Annotated in this window: 21 protein-coding genes; 11 read left to right on the plus strand and 10 right to left on the minus strand. The window is 71.8% G+C overall.

The annotated features are described in order from the left end of the window. Positions 1–109: 109 nt before the first annotated feature. Positions 110–937 (plus strand): TVP38/TMEM64 family protein, encoded by an 828-nt coding sequence (locus SY2F82_RS37085; RefSeq protein ID WP_200423493.1) that lies wholly within the window; start codon positions 110–112, stop codon positions 935–937. Between the two features lie 138 nt (positions 938–1,075). Here SY2F82_RS37085 and SY2F82_RS37090 read toward each other — a convergent pair whose 3' ends face one another. Further along, positions 1,076–2,245 (minus strand): thiolase family protein, encoded by a 1,170-nt coding sequence (locus tag SY2F82_RS37090; RefSeq protein ID WP_200423494.1) that lies wholly within the window; start codon positions 2,243–2,245, stop codon positions 1,076–1,078. Positions 2,246–2,360: 115 nt separating this feature from the next. Between SY2F82_RS37090 and SY2F82_RS37095 the strand changes: the two genes are divergently transcribed. After that, positions 2,361–2,831 (plus strand): helix-turn-helix domain-containing protein, encoded by a 471-nt coding sequence (locus tag SY2F82_RS37095; RefSeq protein ID WP_200423495.1) that lies wholly within the window; start codon positions 2,361–2,363, stop codon positions 2,829–2,831. Between the two features lie 6 nt (positions 2,832–2,837). On the opposite strand, the gene SY2F82_RS37100 is transcribed toward SY2F82_RS37095, so the two are convergent. The 3 genes from SY2F82_RS37100 to SY2F82_RS37110 are packed head-to-tail and all read right to left on the minus strand — an operon-like array spanning position 2,838 to position 5,748. After that, on the minus strand, positions 2,838–3,560 hold the full coding sequence (locus SY2F82_RS37100; RefSeq protein WP_200423496.1) for a cupin domain-containing protein: 723 nt from the start codon (positions 3,558–3,560) through the stop codon (positions 2,838–2,840). Beyond that, complete coding sequence (locus SY2F82_RS37105; protein WP_200423497.1) at positions 3,554–4,483, minus strand: PmoA family protein; 930 nt, start codon at positions 4,481–4,483, stop codon at positions 3,554–3,556. The genes SY2F82_RS37100 and SY2F82_RS37105 overlap by 7 nt, the downstream gene beginning before the upstream one ends. Next, complete coding sequence (locus SY2F82_RS37110) at positions 4,480–5,748, minus strand: Gfo/Idh/MocA family protein (RefSeq protein WP_200423498.1); 1,269 nt, start codon at positions 5,746–5,748, stop codon at positions 4,480–4,482. The genes SY2F82_RS37105 and SY2F82_RS37110 overlap by 4 nt, the downstream gene beginning before the upstream one ends. Positions 5,749–6,100: 352 nt before the next feature. Here SY2F82_RS37110 and SY2F82_RS37115 point away from each other — a divergent pair, with 352 nt between their 5' ends. From SY2F82_RS37115 to SY2F82_RS37125, 3 genes are all read left to right on the plus strand, one after another. After that, positions 6,101–6,976 carry an undecaprenyl-diphosphate phosphatase gene (locus SY2F82_RS37115; protein ID WP_200423499.1) on the plus strand — a complete coding sequence of 292 codons (876 nt, stop codon included), beginning with the start codon at positions 6,101–6,103 and terminating at the stop codon, positions 6,974–6,976. Between the two features lie 96 nt (positions 6,977–7,072). Beyond that, positions 7,073–7,777, plus strand: coding sequence for a hypothetical protein (locus SY2F82_RS37120; RefSeq protein WP_200423500.1), 705 nt, complete (start codon positions 7,073–7,075; stop codon positions 7,775–7,777). 142 nt (positions 7,778–7,919) lie between these two features. Beyond that, complete coding sequence (locus SY2F82_RS37125) at positions 7,920–8,099, plus strand: hypothetical protein (protein ID WP_200423501.1); 180 nt, start codon at positions 7,920–7,922, stop codon at positions 8,097–8,099. A gap of 42 nt (positions 8,100–8,141) precedes the next feature. Here the strand turns inward: SY2F82_RS37125 and SY2F82_RS37130 are convergent, their stop codons facing one another. After that, the gene (locus SY2F82_RS37130; protein ID WP_200423502.1) at positions 8,142–8,882 is read right to left on the minus strand and encodes a glucose 1-dehydrogenase; all 741 of its coding nucleotides are present in this window, start codon (positions 8,880–8,882) and stop codon (positions 8,142–8,144) included. 282 nt (positions 8,883–9,164) lie between these two features. Here SY2F82_RS37130 and SY2F82_RS37135 point away from each other — a divergent pair, with 282 nt between their 5' ends. From SY2F82_RS37135 to lnt, 3 genes are all read left to right on the plus strand, one after another. Next, positions 9,165–9,803 (plus strand): hypothetical protein, encoded by a 639-nt coding sequence (locus tag SY2F82_RS37135; RefSeq protein ID WP_200423503.1) that lies wholly within the window; start codon positions 9,165–9,167, stop codon positions 9,801–9,803. A gap of 95 nt (positions 9,804–9,898) precedes the next feature. After that, positions 9,899–10,375 (plus strand): nuclear transport factor 2 family protein, encoded by a 477-nt coding sequence (locus tag SY2F82_RS37140; protein ID WP_200423504.1) that lies wholly within the window; start codon positions 9,899–9,901, stop codon positions 10,373–10,375. Between the two features lie 103 nt (positions 10,376–10,478). Then, positions 10,479–12,077: an apolipoprotein N-acyltransferase gene (gene lnt / locus SY2F82_RS37145; protein WP_374707242.1), complete on the plus strand. Its 1,599-nt coding sequence runs from the start codon at positions 10,479–10,481 to the stop codon at positions 12,075–12,077. Here lnt and SY2F82_RS37150 read toward each other — a convergent pair. After that, complete coding sequence (locus SY2F82_RS37150; RefSeq protein ID WP_200423505.1) at positions 11,995–12,906, minus strand: Gfo/Idh/MocA family protein; 912 nt, start codon at positions 12,904–12,906, stop codon at positions 11,995–11,997. The genes lnt and SY2F82_RS37150 overlap by 83 nt on opposite strands. Before the next feature lie 9 nt (positions 12,907–12,915). After that, positions 12,916–14,100, minus strand: coding sequence for an FAD-dependent monooxygenase (locus SY2F82_RS37155; RefSeq protein ID WP_200423506.1), 1,185 nt, complete (start codon positions 14,098–14,100; stop codon positions 12,916–12,918). Between the two features lie 105 nt (positions 14,101–14,205). On the opposite strand from SY2F82_RS37155, the gene SY2F82_RS37160 reads away from it, so the two are divergent. The 3 genes from SY2F82_RS37160 to SY2F82_RS37170 all read left to right on the plus strand — a co-directional run bounded on the left by SY2F82_RS37160 (position 14,206) and on the right by SY2F82_RS37170 (position 15,932). Beyond that, the gene (locus SY2F82_RS37160; protein ID WP_200423507.1) at positions 14,206–14,796 is read left to right on the plus strand and encodes a TetR/AcrR family transcriptional regulator; all 591 of its coding nucleotides are present in this window, start codon (positions 14,206–14,208) and stop codon (positions 14,794–14,796) included. 61 nt (positions 14,797–14,857) lie between these two features. Continuing rightward, a complete protein-coding gene (locus tag SY2F82_RS37165) occupies positions 14,858–15,370 on the plus strand; it encodes a DinB family protein (RefSeq protein ID WP_200423508.1) in 513 nt (170 codons plus the stop codon). Between the two features lie 112 nt (positions 15,371–15,482). Next, entirely contained in the window at positions 15,483–15,932 is a 450-nt protein-coding gene (locus SY2F82_RS37170) for a hypothetical protein (protein ID WP_200423509.1), read from the plus strand. Between the two features lie 79 nt (positions 15,933–16,011). On the opposite strand, the gene SY2F82_RS37175 is transcribed toward SY2F82_RS37170, so the two are convergent. The 3 genes from SY2F82_RS37175 to SY2F82_RS37185 all read right to left on the minus strand — a co-directional run bounded on the left by SY2F82_RS37175 (position 16,012) and on the right by SY2F82_RS37185 (position 19,131). Further along, complete coding sequence (locus SY2F82_RS37175) at positions 16,012–16,605, minus strand: hypothetical protein (RefSeq protein WP_236042036.1); 594 nt, start codon at positions 16,603–16,605, stop codon at positions 16,012–16,014. A 167-nt stretch (positions 16,606–16,772) separates the two neighbouring features. Further along, the gene (gene ung, locus SY2F82_RS37180; RefSeq protein ID WP_200423510.1) at positions 16,773–17,456 is read right to left on the minus strand and encodes a uracil-DNA glycosylase; all 684 of its coding nucleotides are present in this window, start codon (positions 17,454–17,456) and stop codon (positions 16,773–16,775) included. A gap of 91 nt (positions 17,457–17,547) precedes the next feature. Continuing rightward, a complete protein-coding gene (locus SY2F82_RS37185) occupies positions 17,548–19,131 on the minus strand; it encodes an ABC transporter substrate-binding protein (protein ID WP_200423511.1) in 1,584 nt (527 codons plus the stop codon). Positions 19,132–19,308: the final 177 nt, after the last annotated feature.

Consider the following 19,308-nt stretch of genomic DNA (forward strand, 5'->3'; position numbering starts at 1 on the left):
CCGGCGTCGAATGGTTTTCCGCGCGGGGCGAGTTCGACGAGAGATGCCTCTCACGCTCATGGGGCGGACCATACGGCGATCACACGCACCCGTCGGTTACTGTCACCGAATGCTCGATGCCACCACCCGCTCTGGCGGCACCGCCACGGCCTCTCCCCGGGCCGTCACCACGGCCTCTCCCCGGGCCGCCGCCACGGCCTCTGCGCGGGCCGCCGCCACGGAGCACACAGCCGCACCGGTCGCCGCCGCCGTCATATCGCCCGGTTTCGCCGCCCGTTGCACCAGAGTGCTGCTGTCCCCCTGGTCGCGTCTCGCCCTGCTCGTCGCGCTGCTCGCGGCGGCGGCGTCCTGTGTGCTGGCGTTCGAGCCGCAGAGACTGCTGGCGCACGGCTGGCCGCCGCAGCTCGGAGGTGCCGCGGCGGCCGTCGTGTTCGCGGTGGCGTACGGGCTGTGCACGGTCGCGTTCGTGCCGCGCCCGCTGCTGAATCTGGCGGCGGGCGCCCTGTTCGGCTCCCAGCCCGGCACGGGCGCGGCCCTCGCGGGCACCGTGCTCGGGGCGGGGATCGCGTTCGGGCTCGGCCGGGTGCTCGGGCAGGACGCACTGCGCCCGCTGCTGCGCGGGCGCTGGCTGAAGGCGGCGGACGGGCAGCTCAGCCGGCACGGCTTCCGCTCGATGATGGCGGCGCGGCTGTTCCCCGGGGTGCCGTTCTGGGCGGCCAACTACTGCGCCGCCGTCTCCCGGATGCGCTGGGCGCCGTTCCTGCTCGCGACGGCGCTCGGGTCGGTCCCGAACACCGCCGCGTACGTGGTCGCCGGAGCCCGTGCCGCGAAGCCGACCTCGCCGGCCTTCCTGATCGCGCTGGCGTTCATCGCGGTGCCCGCGCTGGCCGGAGCGGTGGTGGCCTGGCGCAAGCGCCACCACCTGCGCGGGCGCTAGTGCCGATGCGGGCGTCGGGAGCCGGTGAACCTTTCCGGTCATGGCGCTGGACCGCCACTGGACCGCCACTGCACCGCAGTGGACCGTGCCTGGACCGCCCATGGACCGCCTCTTGGCCGACACCGCCTCCAGGCGCCTCTAGACCGCCTCGAGGATCATCGCGTTGGCGAGGCCTCCCGCCTCGCACATCGTCTGCAGGCCGAAGCGGGCTCCGCGCGTGCGGAGTGCGTGCGCGAGCGTCGTCGTCAGGCGGGTGCCGCTCGCGCCCAGCGGGTGGCCGATCGCGATGGCCCCGCCGTGCACATTGACCTTGTCGAGGTCGGCACCCGTCTCCTGCTGCCAGGCCAGGACGACGGAGGAGAAGGCCTCGTTCACCTCGAACAGGTCGATGTCGTCGAGCGTCAGCCCCGCCCTGCGCAGCACCTTCTCGGTCGCCGGGATGACCCCGGTGAGCATCAGCAGCGGGTCGGAGCCGGTGACCGCGAAGCTGTGCAGCCGGGCGAGCGGGCGCAGTCCGAGGCGGGCCGCGGTCTCGCTTGAGGTGATCAGCACGGCGGAGGCGCCGTCGTTGATGGGGCTCGCGTTGCCGGCGGTGACGTTCCACTCGATCTGCGGGAACCGCTCGGCGAACGTGGGGTCGTAGTAGGCGGGCTTGAGTCCGGCGAGGATCTCGGGCGTGCTGCCGGGGCGTACGCACTCGTCGCGCCTGAGGCCCTCCAGGGGCGCCGTCTCCGCGTCGAACAGGCCGGCGTCCCAGGCCGCCGCCGCCTTCCGGTGCGAGGAGACGGCGAAGGCGTCCATCTGCTCACGGTCGATCGAATACTTGGCGGCGATCAGCTCGGCGCTGATGCCCTGCGGTACCAGGCCCTCCGGGTAGCGCTCGGCGACACCGGGCCCGAAGGGGTCCTTGCCGGGGGGCACGTTGGACCACATCGGTACGCGGCTCATGGACTCCACACCGCAGGCCACGACGATGTCGTACGCGCCCGACATCACGCCCTGCGCCGCGAAGTGCACGGCCTGCTGGGAGGAGCCGCACTGGCGGTCGACGGTGGTCGCAGGCACCGTCTCCGGGAACCCCGCGGACAGGACGGCGTACCGGGTGGTGTTCATGGCCTGCTCGCCGACCTGGTCGACGGTGCCGCCGATGACGTCGTCGATGAGCGCCGGGTCGATGCCGGAGCGCTCGACGAGGGTGCGCAAGGTGTGCGCGAGGAGTTCCACGGGGTGGACGTGGGCGAGGGCGCCGTTGGGCTTCCCCTTGCCCACCGGGGTGCGTACGGCTTCGACGATGACGGCGTCACGCATGGTGCGGGCCTCCTTGCCCGGCGGCTGCCGGTGCGGTGATTACCGGTGAGTAGGAAATCTGGACCCACCATAACGCGCAGAGTTGGAAAAACAAACCCTCGCCTAGACTGGCCTCATGGCCGCCACCAAAGACCCGCGCCCCTGCTCGATCGCCGACACCCTGGCCCTGGTCGGCGAGAAGTACTCCCTGCTCGTCCTGCGCGAGGTGTGCCTCGGCAACGGGCGGTTCGACCAGCTCGTGCGCAACATCGGCGCGCCGCGCGACATCCTGGCCGCGCGGCTGAAGCGGCTGGTGGAGGCGGAGATCCTGACGAAGAGGCTCTACAGCGAGCGCCCGCAGCGCTTCGAGTACCGGGCCACGGCGGCGGGTCTGGAACTGGAGCCGGTCCTGATGACCCTGAAGGAATGGGGCGACCGCCATCTCAGGAAAGACGGCGATCGCCCCATGGTGGTCGAACACATCTGCGGCAACGAACTCGTCCCGGTCGTCACCTGCTCCGTCTGTGGCGAGGAAGTGCGCCACGAGGACCTGACGGCGCACCCGCAGACGCCGGGCTGGACGGTGTCCGGCCCGGCGGCCGCGTAGGCCTGCCTACACGGTCCCCTTGTAGACGTCGAGCCGTCCGCACATCCCGAACTTCCCGTACGCGGACGGCTGCTCGGACCGTACGACCGCGTCCGCGAGGTGGGAGGCGTCGCCGCGCTCCAGGCGGTCGAGCTGGTCGCCGGTCACCGCCGCGGCGGCCCGGGCGCCGCGCTCCCACCGCTCGCGCCACTCGGCCAGCCGCGGCCGCACCAGCGCGGCGGCGGCCCGGTGGAAGGCGGCGAGCGGCTCGGGGCCGTCCGCGTCGCGCAGCGCCCGGTAGCCCTCGAGGGCCAGGTCGCGACGCGCCCTGGCGATCCGCTCCTGCTCCTCCTCGGGAGCGTCACCGGGGATCGCGGTCGCGGCGGCGTACGTGTCCGGGTCGGTCAGGTACTGCGGGGGCAGGGTCAGGACTGCGTCGCCCGCCTCGGGCAGCCCGTTGTTCTGCATGAGGACGGTGATCCGCAGGTCGTCCTCGTTGACCAGCCGGTGGATGGTGCCCGGCGTGAACCAGGCGACCGTGCCGGGCTCGAGCGGTGTGACCTCGAACCCGGACGTCGTCAGCGTCTGCACCGCGCCGCGCCCGCCGGTGACGACATACGCCTCCGAGCAGGTCAGGTGCATGTGCGGGGTCCCGCCGCACACGCCGTCGGCCGCCGGCCAGTCGTAGACGGACAGGTGGGAGACGGCGACGGCGCCCGGCAGCCCCGTGAACTCCGCTGCGCTCACCACGGATGCTCCTCGAGGTACTTGGTCACCTCTTCACGCTCCCACGCCCCGTCCGCGACCACGACCCGGTAGCGGCGGCGCAGGGTGTCGCCCGGGGCCAGTTCCAGCTCGTCGTAGAACGCCCAGGAGGGAGCGACGGCGGCGAAGGGGTCGTTGCGGACGAACCAGTGGGCGGGATGGGCGCCCCGCTCACCCAGGTGGTCGTTCTCGGGCGCGTGCGCGAAGACGAGAGTGGCGTGCCCGTCGGTGCCGTCGTGCTCGCCCGAGTACGCGAGCCAGGGGGCCTGCTGCCCCATCAGAGCGGGGCCCTCCCCGTCGGGCGCGACGACCCGTCCGTCACGGAAGGCGCGCGGACCGCGCCAGAAGAGACCCGTGTAGCCGGCCATCTCCCGGCCGGCCGTCGTCGGGCTGCCGAACAGCAGCGGCTCGTCACGGCGGTTGGTGATCGCGGACGTCCAGGTCAGCGCCCAGCTCCGGGAGGCGACGTCGACGTCGTGCACCTCGATGCGGCGCTCCTCCTCGGCCCACAGCTCGCCGGTGTACGGGTGCCAGGTGAGCCGCTCGGCGATCACCGCGCGGTCGCCGTCCGCGTCGACCTCGTCGAAGGCGACGTGCGCCATCGAGCCGATGCGTTCGGGCAACTCCAGGTAGCCCTCACCGTGCACGTAGGTGTTGCCGCCCCACAGGTTCTGCCCCGACAGATGGGAGGCGGTCAGCTGCAGGCCCTTGTGCCAGCGGTGGTCGTTGGGCCGGTAGTCGGTGACGACGTCGCCGGCGAGCGTACGGACCGGGTGCAGATACGGCTTGGGCGCCTCCCAGGCCGCCTCGGGGCCGTACACGTAGGAGAAGAGTTCGACGCCGGTGGTCGGTTCCGTCAGGGTGATGCGGTCGCCGTGCGCGTGCACGATGCGCAGGGTCGCGGTCATGCGGACACCTCCTCGCTCGACGCCGCCGAGGACGCCTGAGCCACCACGGGCGCCCAGCCGGGAGCGCCTCCGTGCAGGGCCGTGTAGTACGGGTCGCCGGGGCCGATCTCCCCGGCGCGGACGGTCGTGTCGGTGAACGCGGACTTGTACAGCGCTGTGATCAGCTCCAGGCTGGTCCGCCCGTCGGTGCCGCTGCTGCGTGGCCGCTCGCCCGCGCGCATGCTCGCGACCAGCTCGCGCAGCTGCTCCAGGTGCGAGCTCGGCACGTCCTCGCCGAAGTCGCCCCAGGCCGCGGCCTCCTCCTCCGGCACGTCGGGGGCCGGGGTGATGCGCCAGTTGTCGTTGCTGTGGCCGTACAGGTGCTTGAGTTCCACGGTGGCGCGCTCGCAGTCGATGCGGATGCGGCTGACCTCGTCCGGGCTGAGCACGCTGTTCACGATGGTGGCGAGGGCGCCGTTCTGGAACCGCACGAGCGCCGTCGAGACGTCCTCCGTTTCCACGTCGTGCACCAGCCGCCCGGCCATGGCCCGCACCTCGCTCCACGGTCCGAGCAGGTCGAGCAGGAGGTCCATCTGGTGGATGCCGTGGCCCATGGCGGGTCCGCCGCCCTCGGTGTGCCAGCGGCCGCGCCACGGCACGGCGTAGTACGCGGCGTTGCGGTACCAGGTGGTCTGGCAGTGCGCGACCAGCGGTCGGCCCAGGGCCTGCTCGGTGAGCAGCCGCCGCACGTGCCGGGAGCCGGAGCCGAAGCGGTGCTGGAAGACGATCGCCGCGTACGGGCCGCCGTCCGTGCCCTCCTCCGCCTCGACGGCGTCGAAGTCGGCCAGCGTGGGCACCGGCGGCTTCTCGCACCACGCCCAGGCGCCCGCCCGCAGCGCGGCGACGGTCTGCTCCCGGTGCAGGGTGGGCGGCGTGCAGATGCTGACCAGGTCCGGCCGCTGCTCCTCCAGCATGCGGTGGAGGTCGGTGTACGCGTGCGGGATGCCGCCCTCGGCGCAGAAGCGCTCGACCGCGTCGGCGTCGATGTCGACGGCAGCGACGATCTCGGTCTCGCCCTCCTCGGCGAGACGGGCCAGCGCGGCGATATGGGAACGTGCGATGCCGCCCGTGCCCACGATCGCGGCCTTGATGCGGCGGCCTGCGTACGGCGACACCGGGCGGTCCGCGCGCGGCTTCGGGATCACCGCGCGGTGAGGCTCCGGATCGGGCGTGCTCTGAGGACTTGTGGCATCGTCGGTGGCGGACGCGTTGTGGTCTGTGGGCATGAACGTGATCAGCGCTCCATCGGACGTGACGTCTGACGTTGGCCAACGCGTGGTGACTCCCGAGGACCCGGGGGGCAGCAAGCGCTTTCCCTGCGCTTGAACGTAAGCGGCGCCCAAGTGGCGGGTCAACACCACGGACGTGTGACGTTCGACCAGGAGACGAGGTCCGGGCGCGGCGGCCCGCCGAGCCGCCCCAAGCGCAGGCAAAGCCCCGGTGAAGGAACCGTCATGCCGCGACGCTACGCTGCCCTCCACCACACCCGTTCACCGGCCGCGCCCAGGGCCTGGGGCATGCCCCGGCTCTCTGCGCCCGTCGGCACGCCCACGATCAGCTCTTGGACCACATCACGTCATGTCTTGGCTTGAATCCCTCATCCTCGGACTCGTCCAGGGGCTGACCGAGTTCCTTCCCGTCTCCTCCAGCGCGCATCTGCGACTGACCGCGGCCTTCGCGGGCTGGGAGGACCCGGGGGCCGCCTTCACGGCGATCACGCAGATCGGCACGGAGTCCGCGGTGCTGATCTACTTCCGCAAGGACATCGCGAACATTCTCTCCGCCTGGTTCCGGTCCCTGTTCGACAAGACGATGCGGCAGCACCCGGACGCACGGATGGGCTGGCTGGTGATCGTGGGTTCCATACCCATCGGTGTGCTCGGAGTGACCCTCAAGGACCAGATCGAGGGCCCGTTCCGCGATCTTCGCGTGACGGCGACGATGCTGATCGTCATGGGCGTGATCCTCGGCATCGCGGACCGCCTGGCGGCACGCGACGAGACCGGCGGCCGGCACCGGGCGCCGAAGCAGCGCAAGACACTTCAGGACCTCAGCATCAGGGACGGCCTGACGTACGGCGTCTGCCAGGCGATGGCCCTGATCCCCGGAGTCTCCCGCTCCGGCGCCACGATCAGCGGCGGCCTCTTCCTCGGCTACCGTCGCGAGGCCGCCGCCCGCTATTCGTTCCTCCTGGCCATTCCGGCCGTCCTGGCCTCGGGCGCGTTCGAGCTCAAGGACGCGGCGGAGGCAGGGCATGTCAGCTGGGGGCCGACGCTGTTCGCGACGGTGATCGCCTTCGTGTCGGGGTATGCGGTCATCGCCTGGTTCATGAAGTTCATCTCGTCGAAGTCGTTCATGCCGTTCGTCTGGTACCGCATCGCGCTGGGCATCGCGATCATCGCGCTGGTGGCCGCGGGGGTCCTGAGCCCGCATGCCGCGGAGTCCGCGGGCTGAAAAGGGGCACGTGCACAGCCTGGCGTGCACGGGGCAGTTCACGCCACTGTTCGTCCGTGGCCGATCTACGGTGGCCTGGCATGGCAGAGTCATGCCATGTCCTCCTCGATGTCCGGCCGACGCGGCACGGTGGCCGTCACGGCACTGCTCCTGCTCGCCACCCTGTCCCTCGAGGCCTGCGGTCAGCAGCGGGCCACGAGCTCGACGGCCGGAGCCGCCCCCAGCACGTCCCGTAGTTCCGCCCCGGACGCCGTGAGCACGTCCCGTAGTTCCGCCCCCAACACCCCGAACACGCCTCGGAGTTCGGCGCCGGTCGCCACGAGCATCCCGCCAGGTGCCGTCTCCGCCACAGGGGGAGCCCCGGCGTACGTGGAGCCGGGGGCAGGCGACGGCGCTCCGCACTACAACGAGAACAACGGCTATCGCCGGCCGCGCGCCATGTCCCCCGCCGACGCCAAGGACGCGCAGCGGGAGGCCGATCGCATCGAGCCGGTACTCAAGAGGCTGTGGGAGGAGAGGAAGTGGGACCCCGCGACGGTGCGCGCGGCACTTCTCCGGCTCGGCTACAAGGAGGAACGGACCGGGCCGAAGGGGGAACGCCTCGGCGGGTCACTGACCGTCCGGGCGATGGACTCACGCTACACGGACGGTCATTACGTCACGCCTGAGGGTGCGCTGGTCGGCCTTCGCGTCCATGACGACGCCTGCGTCACCGCGTTCGTGCAGAAGACCAACTACCAGGTGAGCACCAACGGCCCCTACGTGGAGACCGGATGTTTCGAGCCGCCCTTCGCCCACTGAGCCGGCCGGACGGCCACTCAGCCGGCGCCAAAGCGACAAGATCCCCCAATTCCCCAGCTCGGAAAGGACCGTGACCAACCACATACCGCACGCGTAGCCGTGCGGTAGCGCGCTGTCAGTCCCTGCCCCTAGGCTTGTTCGCATGTCCCCCGAATCCATGAGCCCTGGTTCCATGCGCTCTGCCGAGGACTTGAACGAGCGGATCCGCGCGCTGTGGATGCGTGCGGGCGGTTCCCTGTCGGCCGAGGAGCGCGCGGAGTACGAGCTGTTGGTCGTCGAGTGGGCGGCGGCGATACGCGGCGAGGTCATAGAGGCGGCCTGACGCGAGCCGCCGCCGCGCGGAGACGGAACGGCGGTCGACAGGTCACCGCCCGCCGGCCACCCTCAGCACGGCGCCCGTCGTGTACGAGGACTCCGGGGACATCAGCCAGGCGATCGCCGCGGCGATCTCCTCGGCGCTGCCGGCCCGGCGCAGCGGGATCGCCGCCGCCATCCGCCGGGGCCGGTCCGGGTCGCCCATCGCCGCGTGGATCTCGGTGTCGACCAGTCCGGGTGCCACCGCGTTGACGCGGATGCCGTCCGGTCCCAGTTCCTTGGAGAGGCCCATCGTCAGGGTGTCCACCGCGGCCTTGGACGCCGCGTAGTGGACGTACTCACCGGGACTTCCCAGCGTCGCCGCCCCCGACGACACGTTGACGATGACACCGCTCCCGCGTGCCGCCATCTCCCGCGCGGCGCGGCGCGAACACAGCAGCGTACCGAGGAGGTTGACCTCCACCACCCGGCGCAGAACGTCGGTGTCCGTGTCCGCGAGCCGGCCCAGCGGTCCCGTCATCCCGGCGTTGTTCACCAGACCCGTCACCGGTCCCAGGGCGTCGGCGGCCGTATCGAAGAGCCGGTCGACAGCGGCCTCGTCGGACGTGTCCACGCACACGGTGACACACCGCGCCCCCGCCGCCCGTACGGCCTCGGCGGTCCGCTCCGCGGCCTCGGCGTCGCGCAGGTAGCCGAGCACCACGTCGTGCCCGTCCGCCGCGAGCCGCACGCAGGTGGCGGCACCGATCCCGCGGCTGCCGCCCGTGACCACCGTCACCGGACGCGTCATCTGTGGTCTCCCCCTCCCGAGCCCCAACGGAGTGGATCATCCTACGCTCGTACCCGTACGCCCGAGCCCTACCTGTCTGGCGGTCAGTTCTGCGCACGCGCCTCGCCTTTGACGGAGAAACAGACAGAGAGCCATCGGTATGCGCCTGGTGCGGCGTTTACACCCGACCGGCCCCGTCGGATCACACCTTGCGCTCGTCCGATATGACAGTTATGTGCCGTGTCTATACGTTCATCGCAGTTCGGCTGCCCGGCCGGCGTCTCTGCGACAGAAGGAAATGACATGCCCACGCGTACCTTCGCCGTGGCCGCCGCCCTAGTAGGCGCGACCGCCCTCGCCACCACCGGCCTCACCTATGCATCGGCAGCCGGACCCGACCGGCCCGCCCCGGCCGCCAAGCCGGCCGCCAAACCGGCCGTCGCGCACGTTCACCGTGCGGCTCCGCCCGCCCGGCATCCGGCCGCCCCCGCCGCACCGGCTCCCCAGGGCAAGACGGACGAGAAGCGGGACGAGGGCCGCGACGGCGGCCATGAGCACGGTGGGGGCCACGGCCACAGGCACGAGGGCAGGATCCACTTCAACGAGCGGACGTACTCCGCGGCCGAGGAGGGCTGCATCGTCGCCGCGAGCGGACTCGGCTCCAGCAGCTTCAGCGTCTTCAACGACAGCGACAAGACCGTCGAGGTCTTCCGCGGGTTCACCTGTGACAACGGAGCCCCGGTCGCCGTCGTCGGCCCGCACGGCGACACCTTCGGGGTGGTGACCCGCACCGCTCACGAGGGCTACGGCGAGCAGGAGGACCACGAGGGCTTCGGCGGATTCGGCGGTTACGGGGGCTCCGGCGGCTTCGGGGGCCTGTTCCCGGACGACGGTGTCGTGGGCAGCTTCCGGGTGATCGGCCACCACGACGACGAGTGGTGACGACACCCCCCGCGATACCCGCCTGGCGGGCCCGCGCCCGAACCCGCCCCTGCACACCTCTTGGCTACGCCTCCCCCGTCCCCAAAACTGAGCCGATGACCCAGCGCGTGGAGCTCGCGACCGTGATGGACCGGCTGGCCGTCGACGGACTCGTCACCGAGTACGCGGCGGCCGTGGACGACGGGGACTGGGAGGCGTACCGGGGATTGTTCACGGGCGACGGGCGCGCCGACTACCGCTCGGCCGGCGGGATCGAGGGTGATGCCCGGCAGGTCGCCGGGTGGCTCGAGGAGACCATGCGGCTGTTCCCCATGCGCCAGCACCTGATCGTCAACCGGCGCATCCGGTTCGGCGTGCTGGAGCGGGACATCGGCGACACGGCCGGGGTGTGGGCCGACTACGTCAACCCGATGCGGTTCGCGAGCGGGGACGGCGACGGCGGGACGCCCGAGCCGGACTTCGTCTGCGGCGGGCGCTACGCGTTCACGTTCCTGCGCACGGACGACGGCTGGCGGCTGCGCGCGGTGGTCGTCCAGGAGAAGTGGCGCCGCGCCCCGCGCCCGTCCACCTGAGCGGTAGCGCTGAGCAGTACCGCCCACGCCTCCGGGCGGGCCCCACGCGCCGCACACCGAGGCCCCCTGTCCAAGATTCCTCCGGGGCGCGCACACTGGAGACATGATCTGGGGAGGGAAGCACCGCATCCGGAGGCTCGACGACTGGCTCGCCTCCCGGTGGTGGCGCGGTGCCGCGGCCGTGATCGCCGGTGCACTGCCGGTGCTCACCTTCCCGGCGCCGTCCTGGTGGTGGTTCGCGTACGTCTGCCTGGTCCCGTGGATCCTGCTCGTGCGCACGGCCCCGACCGGCAAGCGGGCCGCGTACGACGGCTGGCTCGGCGGCTTCGGCTTCATGACGGCCGTGCACCACTGGCTGCTGCCGAACCTGAACGTGTTCACGTTCGTCATCGCGGCACTGCTCGGAGCGCTGTGGGCGCCCTGGGGCTGGCTGGTGCGGCGGTTCCTGGCCGGGGTGCCCTCGCCGGGGCGGGTCTGCGCCGCCCTGGTCGTCCTGCCGTCGGGCTGGCTGATGGTGGAGCTGGTCCGCTCCTGGCAGGGGCTCGGCGGCCCCTGGGGGCTGCTGGGGTCGAGCCAGTGGCAGGTGGAGCCCGCACTGCGGCTCGCCTCCATCGGCGGGGTGTGGCTTCTGAGCTTCCTCGTCGTGGCCGTCAACGTCGCCCTGGCGCTGCTGATGTCCGTGCGCGCGTCGCGCGTGCCGGCCCTGGCAGGGCTCGTCGCGACGGCCGCTGTGACCTCGGCGGCCTGGGCCTGGTCGCCGCGGCCCGATGTCGACGGACGGGTGCGGATCGCGGTCGTGCAGCCCGGCATCGTAGATGGCACCGACAGCGGCATGAAACGCTTCGACCTTCAGGAGCGGCTCACCCGCGAACTCGCCGGGCAGGATGTGGACCTGGTCGTCTGGGGCGAGAGCAGCGTCGGCTTCGACCTCGGGCAGCGGCCCGACCTGGCTCGCCGGGTCGCGGCGCTGTCCCGTCAGGTGAAGGCCGACGTCCTCGTCAACGTCGACGCCCGCCGCTCCGACCACCCCGGCATCTACAAGAGTTCCGTGCTCATCGGCCCGGACGGCCCGACCGGCGACCGCTACGACAAGATGCGGCTCGTCCCGTTCGGCGAGTACATACCGGCGCGGTCGCTTCTCGGCTGGGCCACCTCGGTCGGCAAGGCGGCCGGTGAGGACCGCAGGCGCGGCACCGAGCAGGTGGTGATGAACGTGGGGCACGGGCTGCGCGTCGGCCCGATGGTCTGCTTCGAGTCCGCCTTCCCGGACATGAGCCGGCACCTCGCCGAGGACGGCGCCGACGTGCTGCTCGCCCAGTCGTCGACGTCGACCTTCCAGCACAGCTGGGCGCCGGAGCAGCACGCCTCGCTGGCCGCGCTGCGCGCCGCCGAGACCGGTCGCCCGATGGTGCACGCCACGCTGACCGGGGTCTCCGCCGTCTACGGTCCGAGCGGCGAGCGGATCGGCTCCTGGCTCGGCACCGACCGGAGCACGTCGGCGGTCTATGAGGTGCCGACCGCCCACGGCGTCACCCCGTACGTCCGCTTCGGCGACTGGCCGGTGCACGGCGCCCTGCTGGTGATCGCCGGGCTCGGTGTGACCGAGGGGCTCCGGGCGCTCAGGGCGCGACGGCGCGCTCCCGCACCGCGGTCACAACCCGCTCGCACAACTCGTGTGTCGCCAGTGCGTCCCTGGCGCTGAGCACCTTGCCGGCGCGGACGGCGTCGAGGAAGGCGAGCGCGGCTTGCTCGATGCCGCGCTGCCGGGCCACCGGCACCCAGTCGCCGCGCCGACGCACGGTCGGCTGGCCCTTGTGGTCGACGATCTCCGCGAGGTTGAGCACCTGCCGCTTGGAGTCCTGCCCGGAGACCTCCAGGATCTCCTCGGCGGAACCGCTCAGCCGGTTCATCACGCCGAGCGCGGTGAATCCGTCACCGGACAGCTGGAGCACCACGTGGTGCAGCAGTCCGCCCTCGACACGGCCCCGCACGGTCACGTCGTCGACCGTGCCGGGCACGAGGAACCGCAGTGTGTCGACGACGTGGACGAAGTCGTCGAGGATCATCTTGCGCGGCTCCTCGGGCAGTCCGACCCGGTTCTTCTGCATCAGGACGAGGTCACGCGGGTGGTCGGCGCACTGCACGTATCCGGGTGCGTAACGCCGGTTGAACCCGACCGCGAGGCTGACGTTCCGCTCCTCCGCGAGCCGTACCAGCCGCTCGGAGTCGGCGAGTTCGTAGGCGAGCGGCTTGTCGACGTACGTCGGTATCCCCGCCTTGAGGAGCCGGGTGACGACCTCGGGGTGAGTGGTGGTGGGCGTGTGCACGAACGCCGCGTCGAGGTCCTGTGCGAGCAGCGCGTCCAGATCGGCGTGCCTCTGCCCGTGCGGGAGGTGGAGGCTGTCGCCGACGCGGTGGAGGGTGGCGGGGGTGCGTGTCTGGAGGTGCAGGTCGACCCCGGGTTGCAGGGCGAGCACCGGCAGATAGGCCTTCTGCGCGATGTCGCCGAGTCCGATGCAGCCGACCTTCACGGGGTGCTCCTAGGAATTGCCGACGGGTGCCTGGTCCGAAGCATACGGCGGCTGCGGTGGCCGCCAGTCGGCGATGCCTTCGAAGCCGCGCAGGAGCAGCGCGGGTGATGCCTTCGACAGCGCGGCGATCGCGGCGTCGCGTACGGCGATCCCGACGCGGCCGCGCATCATGTTCAGGCGGGCGGCCCGGACGGCCTGGCGGGTGAGGGCGGTCGTCCGGGGCAGCCGGGCGGCCGTGTACGCGGCGAGGTCGTCGCAGTGGTGGGCGAGCACGATCGCGTCCTCGATGGCCTGGTTGCCGCCCTGACCCAGCGTCGGCGGCATGGCGTGCGCGGCATCGCCGAGAAGGGCGACCCTGCCGCGGTGGTGGGCGGGCAGCGGCTCGGCGAGGTGGTGGACGTCGTGGCGCAGCACGTCCTCGGGGCGGGCGGCGGCGAGGACGGCCGGGATCGGGTCGTGCCAGTCGCCGAACCGCCGCAGGAGTTCGGCCTTCTCGTCGTCGGACGCGCGCTGCCCGGCGGGCACGACGGCCGCCGCGTAGGCGTAGACCCGGCCGTCCTTGAGCGGATGGGTGCCCCAGATGCGGCCTCGGCCCCAGGTCTCGTGGGAGGCGAACGCGGGTCCGGGCACGGGGACCATGACGCGCCAGGTGGTGAATCCGGAGTAGACGGGCCCCGGGTGGTGCGGGAACAGTGTCCGTCGTACGCCGGAGTGGATGCCGTCGGCGGCCACGACCAGTTCTGCCTCCAGGTCTCCGTCCAAGGTGGCGACCCGGGCCGGGCGCTCGATGTCGCCGGGGTCGGCGAGGCGAGCGGCGGCGGCCGTGCGGATGGCGTCCGGCGGCAGCAGGGCGGCCAGGCTGTCGATGAGGATGGCCCGGGGCAGCAGGACGAGCGGTCCGCCGAAGCGCTCGGCCGCGGCAGCGGCGCTGGTCCGGGTGAGCCAGCGTCCGCCGGGGGTGCGCAGCCCGCCGTCCCCCTGCCAGGCGGCGAGGTCGCGGAGCGCGTGGCCGATGCCGATGACGTCCAGTGCACGCAGGGCGTTCGGAGCGAGGGAGATGGCCGCGCCGACCGGCTCGAGCGAAGGAGCGCGCTCCAGCACGGTGACCCGGAGCCCGCGCAGGTGCAGGGCCGCGGCCGCGGTGAGGCCACCGATGCCGCCGCCGATCACGATCGCACGCGACTGCTGTGCCATGGCTGCTCCTCACGTCCCACGATGCTCCGACCAGGACACTACAGGCGTAGTGCAAGCGCGTGTCGAGCGTACTACAGGAGTAGTGCGCCGGGTAGGTTGACCTTCATGTCCGCACGCACCACGGGCGCCCCTCGCGCCGACCTCGTCGCCGACACCGCGCTCGCCCTGCTCGCCGAGCGCGGGATGCGGGGACTGACCCACCGCGCCGTCGACGAGGCGGCGGAGCTGCCCCAGGGCTCGACCTCGAACCTCGCCCGGACCCGGCTGGCGCTCCTGGAACTGGCGGTGCGCCGCCTCGCGGAGCGGGAGGCCCGGGTGCTCGCCCCGGAGGAGATGCCCGATCCCGAGGACGAACTCGGCGCGCTGGTGGACGGCCTGGCCCTGGCGGCCCACCGTTCCCTGACCCGCAACCGGGATCTCACGCTCGCCCGGTACGAACTGGCCCTGGAGGCCACCCGGCGACCCGAGTTGCGGCGGTACTTCGACGCGGCCGGAGCCCGCTTCCGCGACCAGCTCGCCGCTCTGCTGACGGCTCTGGGCTCGGCCGACCCGGCCCGGCACATGCTGTCGCTGGTGGCCTGGCTGGACGGGCTGATGTTCTCGTGCGCGGCCGGGACCTTCACCGCCGAGGTGCCGACCCTGGAAGAGGTCCGCGCCGGGCTGCGGGAACTGCTCGACGGGATGCTCGGCGGCTGACCCGGCCGGCCCGGCGGAAATGCGATGGTGGGAGGCGCTCGGGCCGGGTGAGGATGGGGGCATGACTGCCGAACGCCGGGAACCCGCCCTGAACGCCGACGAACGCACCATGCTGGAAGGCTGGCTCGACTACCACCGCCACACGCTCGCATGGAAGTGCGAGGGCCTGACCGACGCCCAGCTCAGGACCGCCTCGGTGGAGCCGTCCGAGCTCTCGTTGATGGGGCTCGTACGGCACATGGCGGAGGTGGAGCGGGGCTGGTTCCGCAAGGTCCTGGTGGGCGACGATCCGGGGCCGATCTACTACAGCGACGAGGACAAGGACGGAGAGTTCCACCTCACCGAGGCCGACACCTGGCAGGAGGCGTACACCACCTGGCAGACCGAGGTCGAGATCGCCCGGCGCAATGCGGCCGGCTTCGGCCTGGACGACCTCTCGCGGGGCACCAGCAGGTTCACCGAGGAACGCTTCAGCCTGCGCTGGATCTACACCCACATGATCGAGGAGTACGCCCGCCACAACGGCCACGCCGACCTGATCCGCGAGCGGATCGACGGCGCCACCGGCGACTGACGTCACCCCGGGCGGGCGCGGGGCACTCCGTACGGGGCCTCGGATCACCCGTGCGGGGCATCCTGCGCCCGTCCGCTCCCCAAAGCGGCGCCGACACAGCAGAGTTGCGCGCGTGCACCGAACGACGACGACCGCAACGCTCCTGGTCTCCGTGGCCGTCTCGGCCCTCGCCGGCTGTGTGACCGTCCAGCGACCGCCGAATCCCGGCCAACCGCCCGCGTCCTCGCGTCCCTCATCGCCGCGTCCCGACGGCAGCGGGGAACCACGCGTCGTCCAGGCGCCGGCGCGGGAGGCGCTGGAGATGGTCGGCCCCTCCCCCCGCCCGTCGCCGCCCCCGGCCGCCCCGGACCGCGCGGCCCGCCCGGCGCCGACCGCGCCGCACCGCACCGCGGCGGCCCCGCCCCCGCAGCAGACCCGCCCAACCCCCCACGTCGAGGTACCGCCGGCCGTCTCCAACGCGTTCCCCAAGGACACGGGCGTGTGCGCGCTCGGCCGCAGGTACGGGGGATGGAAGCCGGACAGCCCCGAGGCGACCATCTGCCGGGACACATACGGGCGTTGAGCCCCGGGCCCCTGCCGCCGAATTCCCACCTGCCGCGCGGCCGCCCTCCGAGTGGACGACGGGAGTGTGGCGGCAGGGCCTACGGCCGCTGCCTCGGCGGCCCCGGAGTGCCGTCTCCCGGGCCGTCCCTGGGAGCGGGTCCGGGTCTGCCGGACGGCGGTTCCTCCGCCTCCTCCGCCGCGAGCCGTCGCTCCAGGCGGCCGATCGCCGCTCTGATGCCCTCGCCGTAGCCGTCGTCGCCGAGAGCGCCGACCGCGGCCCGGGCCAGGCGCAGATGGGCTCGGGCGGCCTCGCGGCGGCCGAGCTTGACGTAGTCGGCGGCCAGGTTCAGCTGGAGCGAGGGGTACAACGCGTGTGCCGCGAGAGCGCCCTCGTGGTCGGCGAGGCGCTCCTCGGTCAGCTCCTCGGCGGCCGACAGCGCTCTGAGGTCCCAGGCGAGCTCGTCGGCCGGGTCGTCCTGGGTGTCCGCCATGTAGTGCGCCAGAGTGCAGCGGTGCAGGGGGTCGCCGTCCTCGCCGATCTCCGCCCACAGCCCCAGGAAGCGGTCCCGGGCCTCCTCCCGGTCGCCGGCGTGGTGCAGCATGACGACCTGTCCGATGCGGGTCATGACGGCGTCCGGCGCCGCCTGTTCCTGTCGCTTCGCCACCGCGCCCTCCATGGTCGTCACCGTCATCACGACGCTAACCGCCACCACGGACAATGAGGCTCAGGCAGCTCCGTACGGCACTGGGCCAAGCCGGTGACGACAGGGCCGACCGACGAAGGCCACCGGCCGCACGCGCAGGACCCCCGCCGTGTCCTCCGCGGACGCGCGGCCGTGCGGCCTCGCCTCTCCGGGTGTCAGCCCAGGTTCGGGATCGTCCAGTCGATCGGCTCGTGTCCCTGCCGGGCCACCGCCTCGTTGATCTGGGTGAACGGACGGGAGCCGAAGAACTTCTTCGCCGACAGCGGCGAGGGGTGCGCGCCCTTGACCACCGCATGCCGCGTCTCGTCGATCAGCGGCAGCTTCTTCTGCGCGTAGTTGCCCCACAGCACGAACACCGCCGGGTCCGGCCGCCCGGCCACGGCACGGATCACCGCGTCGGTGAACTTCTCCCAGCCCCTGCCCTTGTGCGAGTTCGCCTCGCCGCCGCGCACCGTCAGCACCGCGTTCAGCAGCAGCACGCCCTGCTGGGCCCACGGCATCAGATAGCCGTTGTCCGGGATCGGCGTGCCCAGCTCCTCGTGCATCTCCTTGTAGATGTTGCGCAGCGAGGGCGGGATCTTGACACCGGGCCGGACGGAGAAGCACAGGCCGTGCCCCTGGCCCTCGCCGTGGTACGGGTCCTGGCCGAGGACGAGCACCTTCACCTTCTCGTACGGCGTGGCGTCGAGCGCGGCGAAGACCTCCTCGCGCGGAGGGTAGACGGGACCCTTGGCACGCTCGTCCTCGACGAACTCCACGAGCTCCTTGAAGTAGGGCTGCTGCAGTTCGTCGCCCAGAACGCCCCGCCAGGACTCCGGCAGCATGGCGATGTCGGTCACGTCAACTTCCTCCGATGTGCGGTCACTTCCAGGTACGGAACCTACAGGCGACCACTGACAGCCGGCGTGCGGCCCCCGCCCCGGGGCCGCGTTACCAGCTGGTTTTCCGGTACAGCTCCCACATCATCATGATCGTCGACGGGTCCAGCGCCCGCTCCCCGCCGGAGATGTCCTCGCTCGCCGCCAGGAACTGCTTGCCCTGCCACAGCGGCAGCAGCCGGGCGTCGTTCACCAGGATCTGCTGGGCCTGCTGGAACTCCTTGACCACGTTGGCGCGGTCGCTCTCGCGCCGCGACTGCGGCAGCAGCACCTTGCTGATCTCCGGCGACGGATAGGGCGTGCCCAGCGCGTTCTGCTCGCCGACGAACGGCGCGATGTAGTTGTCGGGGTCCGGGAAGTCGGGGAACCACCCCCGGCCGAACACCGGGTACTCGCCCTTCTGGTACCCGTCCACATACGTCTTCCAGGGGCGGCTCTTGAGGGTGACCTGGAACAGGCCGGAATTCTCGAGCTGCTGCTTGAGCGCCTGGAACTCCGGGCCCGTCTCGGAGCCGTACCGGTCGGTGGTGTACCACAGGGTCAGCGGGACCCGCTGGGTGATGCCCGCCGCGGTGAGGATCTTGCGGGCCTTGGCGGTGCTGGGGTCCCCGTAGTCGTCGAAGAAGGGCGTGGTGTGCCCGGTCAGTCCGGCCGGGACCATGGAGTAGAGGGGTTCGACGGTGTCCTTGTAGACGTTGTGGGCGATCGCGGCCCGGTCCACCACCTGGGCGACGGCCTTGCGGACGGCGAGCTTGCCGGCCCAGGGGTCCTTCGGGTTGAACACCAGGTAGCTGATCTCGATGCCGGGGTTCTCGACGAGCTGGATGCCGCCCGAGGACTCGTGGCGCTGGAGGGTCACGATGTCGGAGGAGGCGAGCCCCCGGTAGGTGATGTCGATCTTGTGGTTCTTGAGGGCGTCGACCATGCCGGCGGAGTCCTGGAAGTACCGGATGGTGACGGCGTCGTTCTTGCGGTCGGCGTAGCCCTCGTAGCGGCCGTTCCGGGCGAGCCGGGCCTCCTTGCCCTCCTCGTAGGACCGCAGCGTGTACGGCCCCGACCCGGTGATCCCGCCGTCCTCGCGCACCCGCGTGGCGGGGTAGTCGGCCGGGTCGACGATCGACATGGCCGGGGTCGCGAGGACGAACGGGAAGGTGGCGTCCGGTTCATTCAGGTGGAAGACGACCTCACGCTCGCCTCGCACCTCGACCCGCTCGAGGCTGCCGAGCAGGCCCGCCGGGCCGCCGGACACATTGATCCGCTTGATCCGGTCGATCGAGTACTTCACGGATTGGGCGTCGAGCTTGTCCCCGTTGGAGAACGTCAGCCCCTTGCGCAGCACGCAGCGGTAGACCAGGTTCGTCCGGTCGGTGAACCCGCAGCTCTCGGCGGCGTCGGGTCCCGGCAGAACGGCGCCGTCGGGGTAGTTCAGCAGGGTCTGGTAGACGTTGCGGAACAGCTCCCAGGAGCTGTCCCAGGACGCGGCGGGATCGAGGGTGCTCGGCGCGCTGGTGGTGCCCACGACGATCGGCCCCTTGTCGTCGGAGGACTGCGAGGAGAACGCACCGCAGCCGGCCACCAGGGACAGGGACGTGATCGCCGCCAGCCGACGCAGACGGTTCCGGTTGAACACGCGCACACTCCTCGATCTGCCGTACCAGGGGTCGGCGGCAGACCATACCGCAGCACCCCGCCGACCGGACCGGTTCGGCGACGGCTGTGACCAGGGCGTTTTATGACGACGTTGTCATCGCTCCGGATGCCTCCCGTATATCGACACGGGCGCCCCTTATGTCAAGGGACGCCCGTATCGCCG

Origin of the sequence: Streptomyces sp. Y2F8-2, assembly GCF_014905555.1 — a bacterium.
Taxonomy (GTDB): domain Bacteria; phylum Actinomycetota; class Actinomycetes; order Streptomycetales; family Streptomycetaceae; genus Streptomyces; species Streptomyces cynarae.

Coding starts and splice junctions, on each gene's coding strand:
- SY2F82_RS37125 (WP_200423501.1), top strand. CDS start 7,920: ATGTCCCCCGAATCCATGAGCCCTGGTTCCATGCGCTCTGCCGAGGAC.
- SY2F82_RS37175 (WP_236042036.1), bottom strand. CDS start 16,605: ATGACGGTGACGACCATGGAGGGCGCGGTGGCGAAGCGACAGGAACAG.
- SY2F82_RS37140 (WP_200423504.1), top strand. CDS start 9,899: ATGACCCAGCGCGTGGAGCTCGCGACCGTGATGGACCGGCTGGCCGTC.
- SY2F82_RS37160 (WP_200423507.1), top strand. CDS start 14,206: ATGTCCGCACGCACCACGGGCGCCCCTCGCGCCGACCTCGTCGCCGAC.
- SY2F82_RS37115 (WP_200423499.1), top strand. CDS start 6,101: ATGTCTTGGCTTGAATCCCTCATCCTCGGACTCGTCCAGGGGCTGACC.
- SY2F82_RS37120 (WP_200423500.1), top strand. CDS start 7,073: ATGTCCTCCTCGATGTCCGGCCGACGCGGCACGGTGGCCGTCACGGCA.
- SY2F82_RS37110 (WP_200423498.1), bottom strand. CDS start 5,748: ATGCCCACAGACCACAACGCGTCCGCCACCGACGATGCCACAAGTCCT.
- SY2F82_RS37085 (WP_200423493.1), top strand. CDS start 110: ATGCTCGATGCCACCACCCGCTCTGGCGGCACCGCCACGGCCTCTCCC.
- SY2F82_RS37105 (WP_200423497.1), bottom strand. CDS start 4,483: ATGACCGCGACCCTGCGCATCGTGCACGCGCACGGCGACCGCATCACC.
- SY2F82_RS37130 (WP_200423502.1), bottom strand. CDS start 8,882: ATGACGCGTCCGGTGACGGTGGTCACGGGCGGCAGCCGCGGGATCGGT.
- lnt (WP_374707242.1), top strand. CDS start 10,479: ATGATCTGGGGAGGGAAGCACCGCATCCGGAGGCTCGACGACTGGCTC.
- SY2F82_RS37165 (WP_200423508.1), top strand. CDS start 14,858: ATGACTGCCGAACGCCGGGAACCCGCCCTGAACGCCGACGAACGCACC.
- SY2F82_RS37090 (WP_200423494.1), bottom strand. CDS start 2,245: ATGCGTGACGCCGTCATCGTCGAAGCCGTACGCACCCCGGTGGGCAAG.
- SY2F82_RS37135 (WP_200423503.1), top strand. CDS start 9,165: ATGCCCACGCGTACCTTCGCCGTGGCCGCCGCCCTAGTAGGCGCGACC.
- SY2F82_RS37155 (WP_200423506.1), bottom strand. CDS start 14,100: ATGGCACAGCAGTCGCGTGCGATCGTGATCGGCGGCGGCATCGGTGGC.
- SY2F82_RS37095 (WP_200423495.1), top strand. CDS start 2,361: ATGGCCGCCACCAAAGACCCGCGCCCCTGCTCGATCGCCGACACCCTG.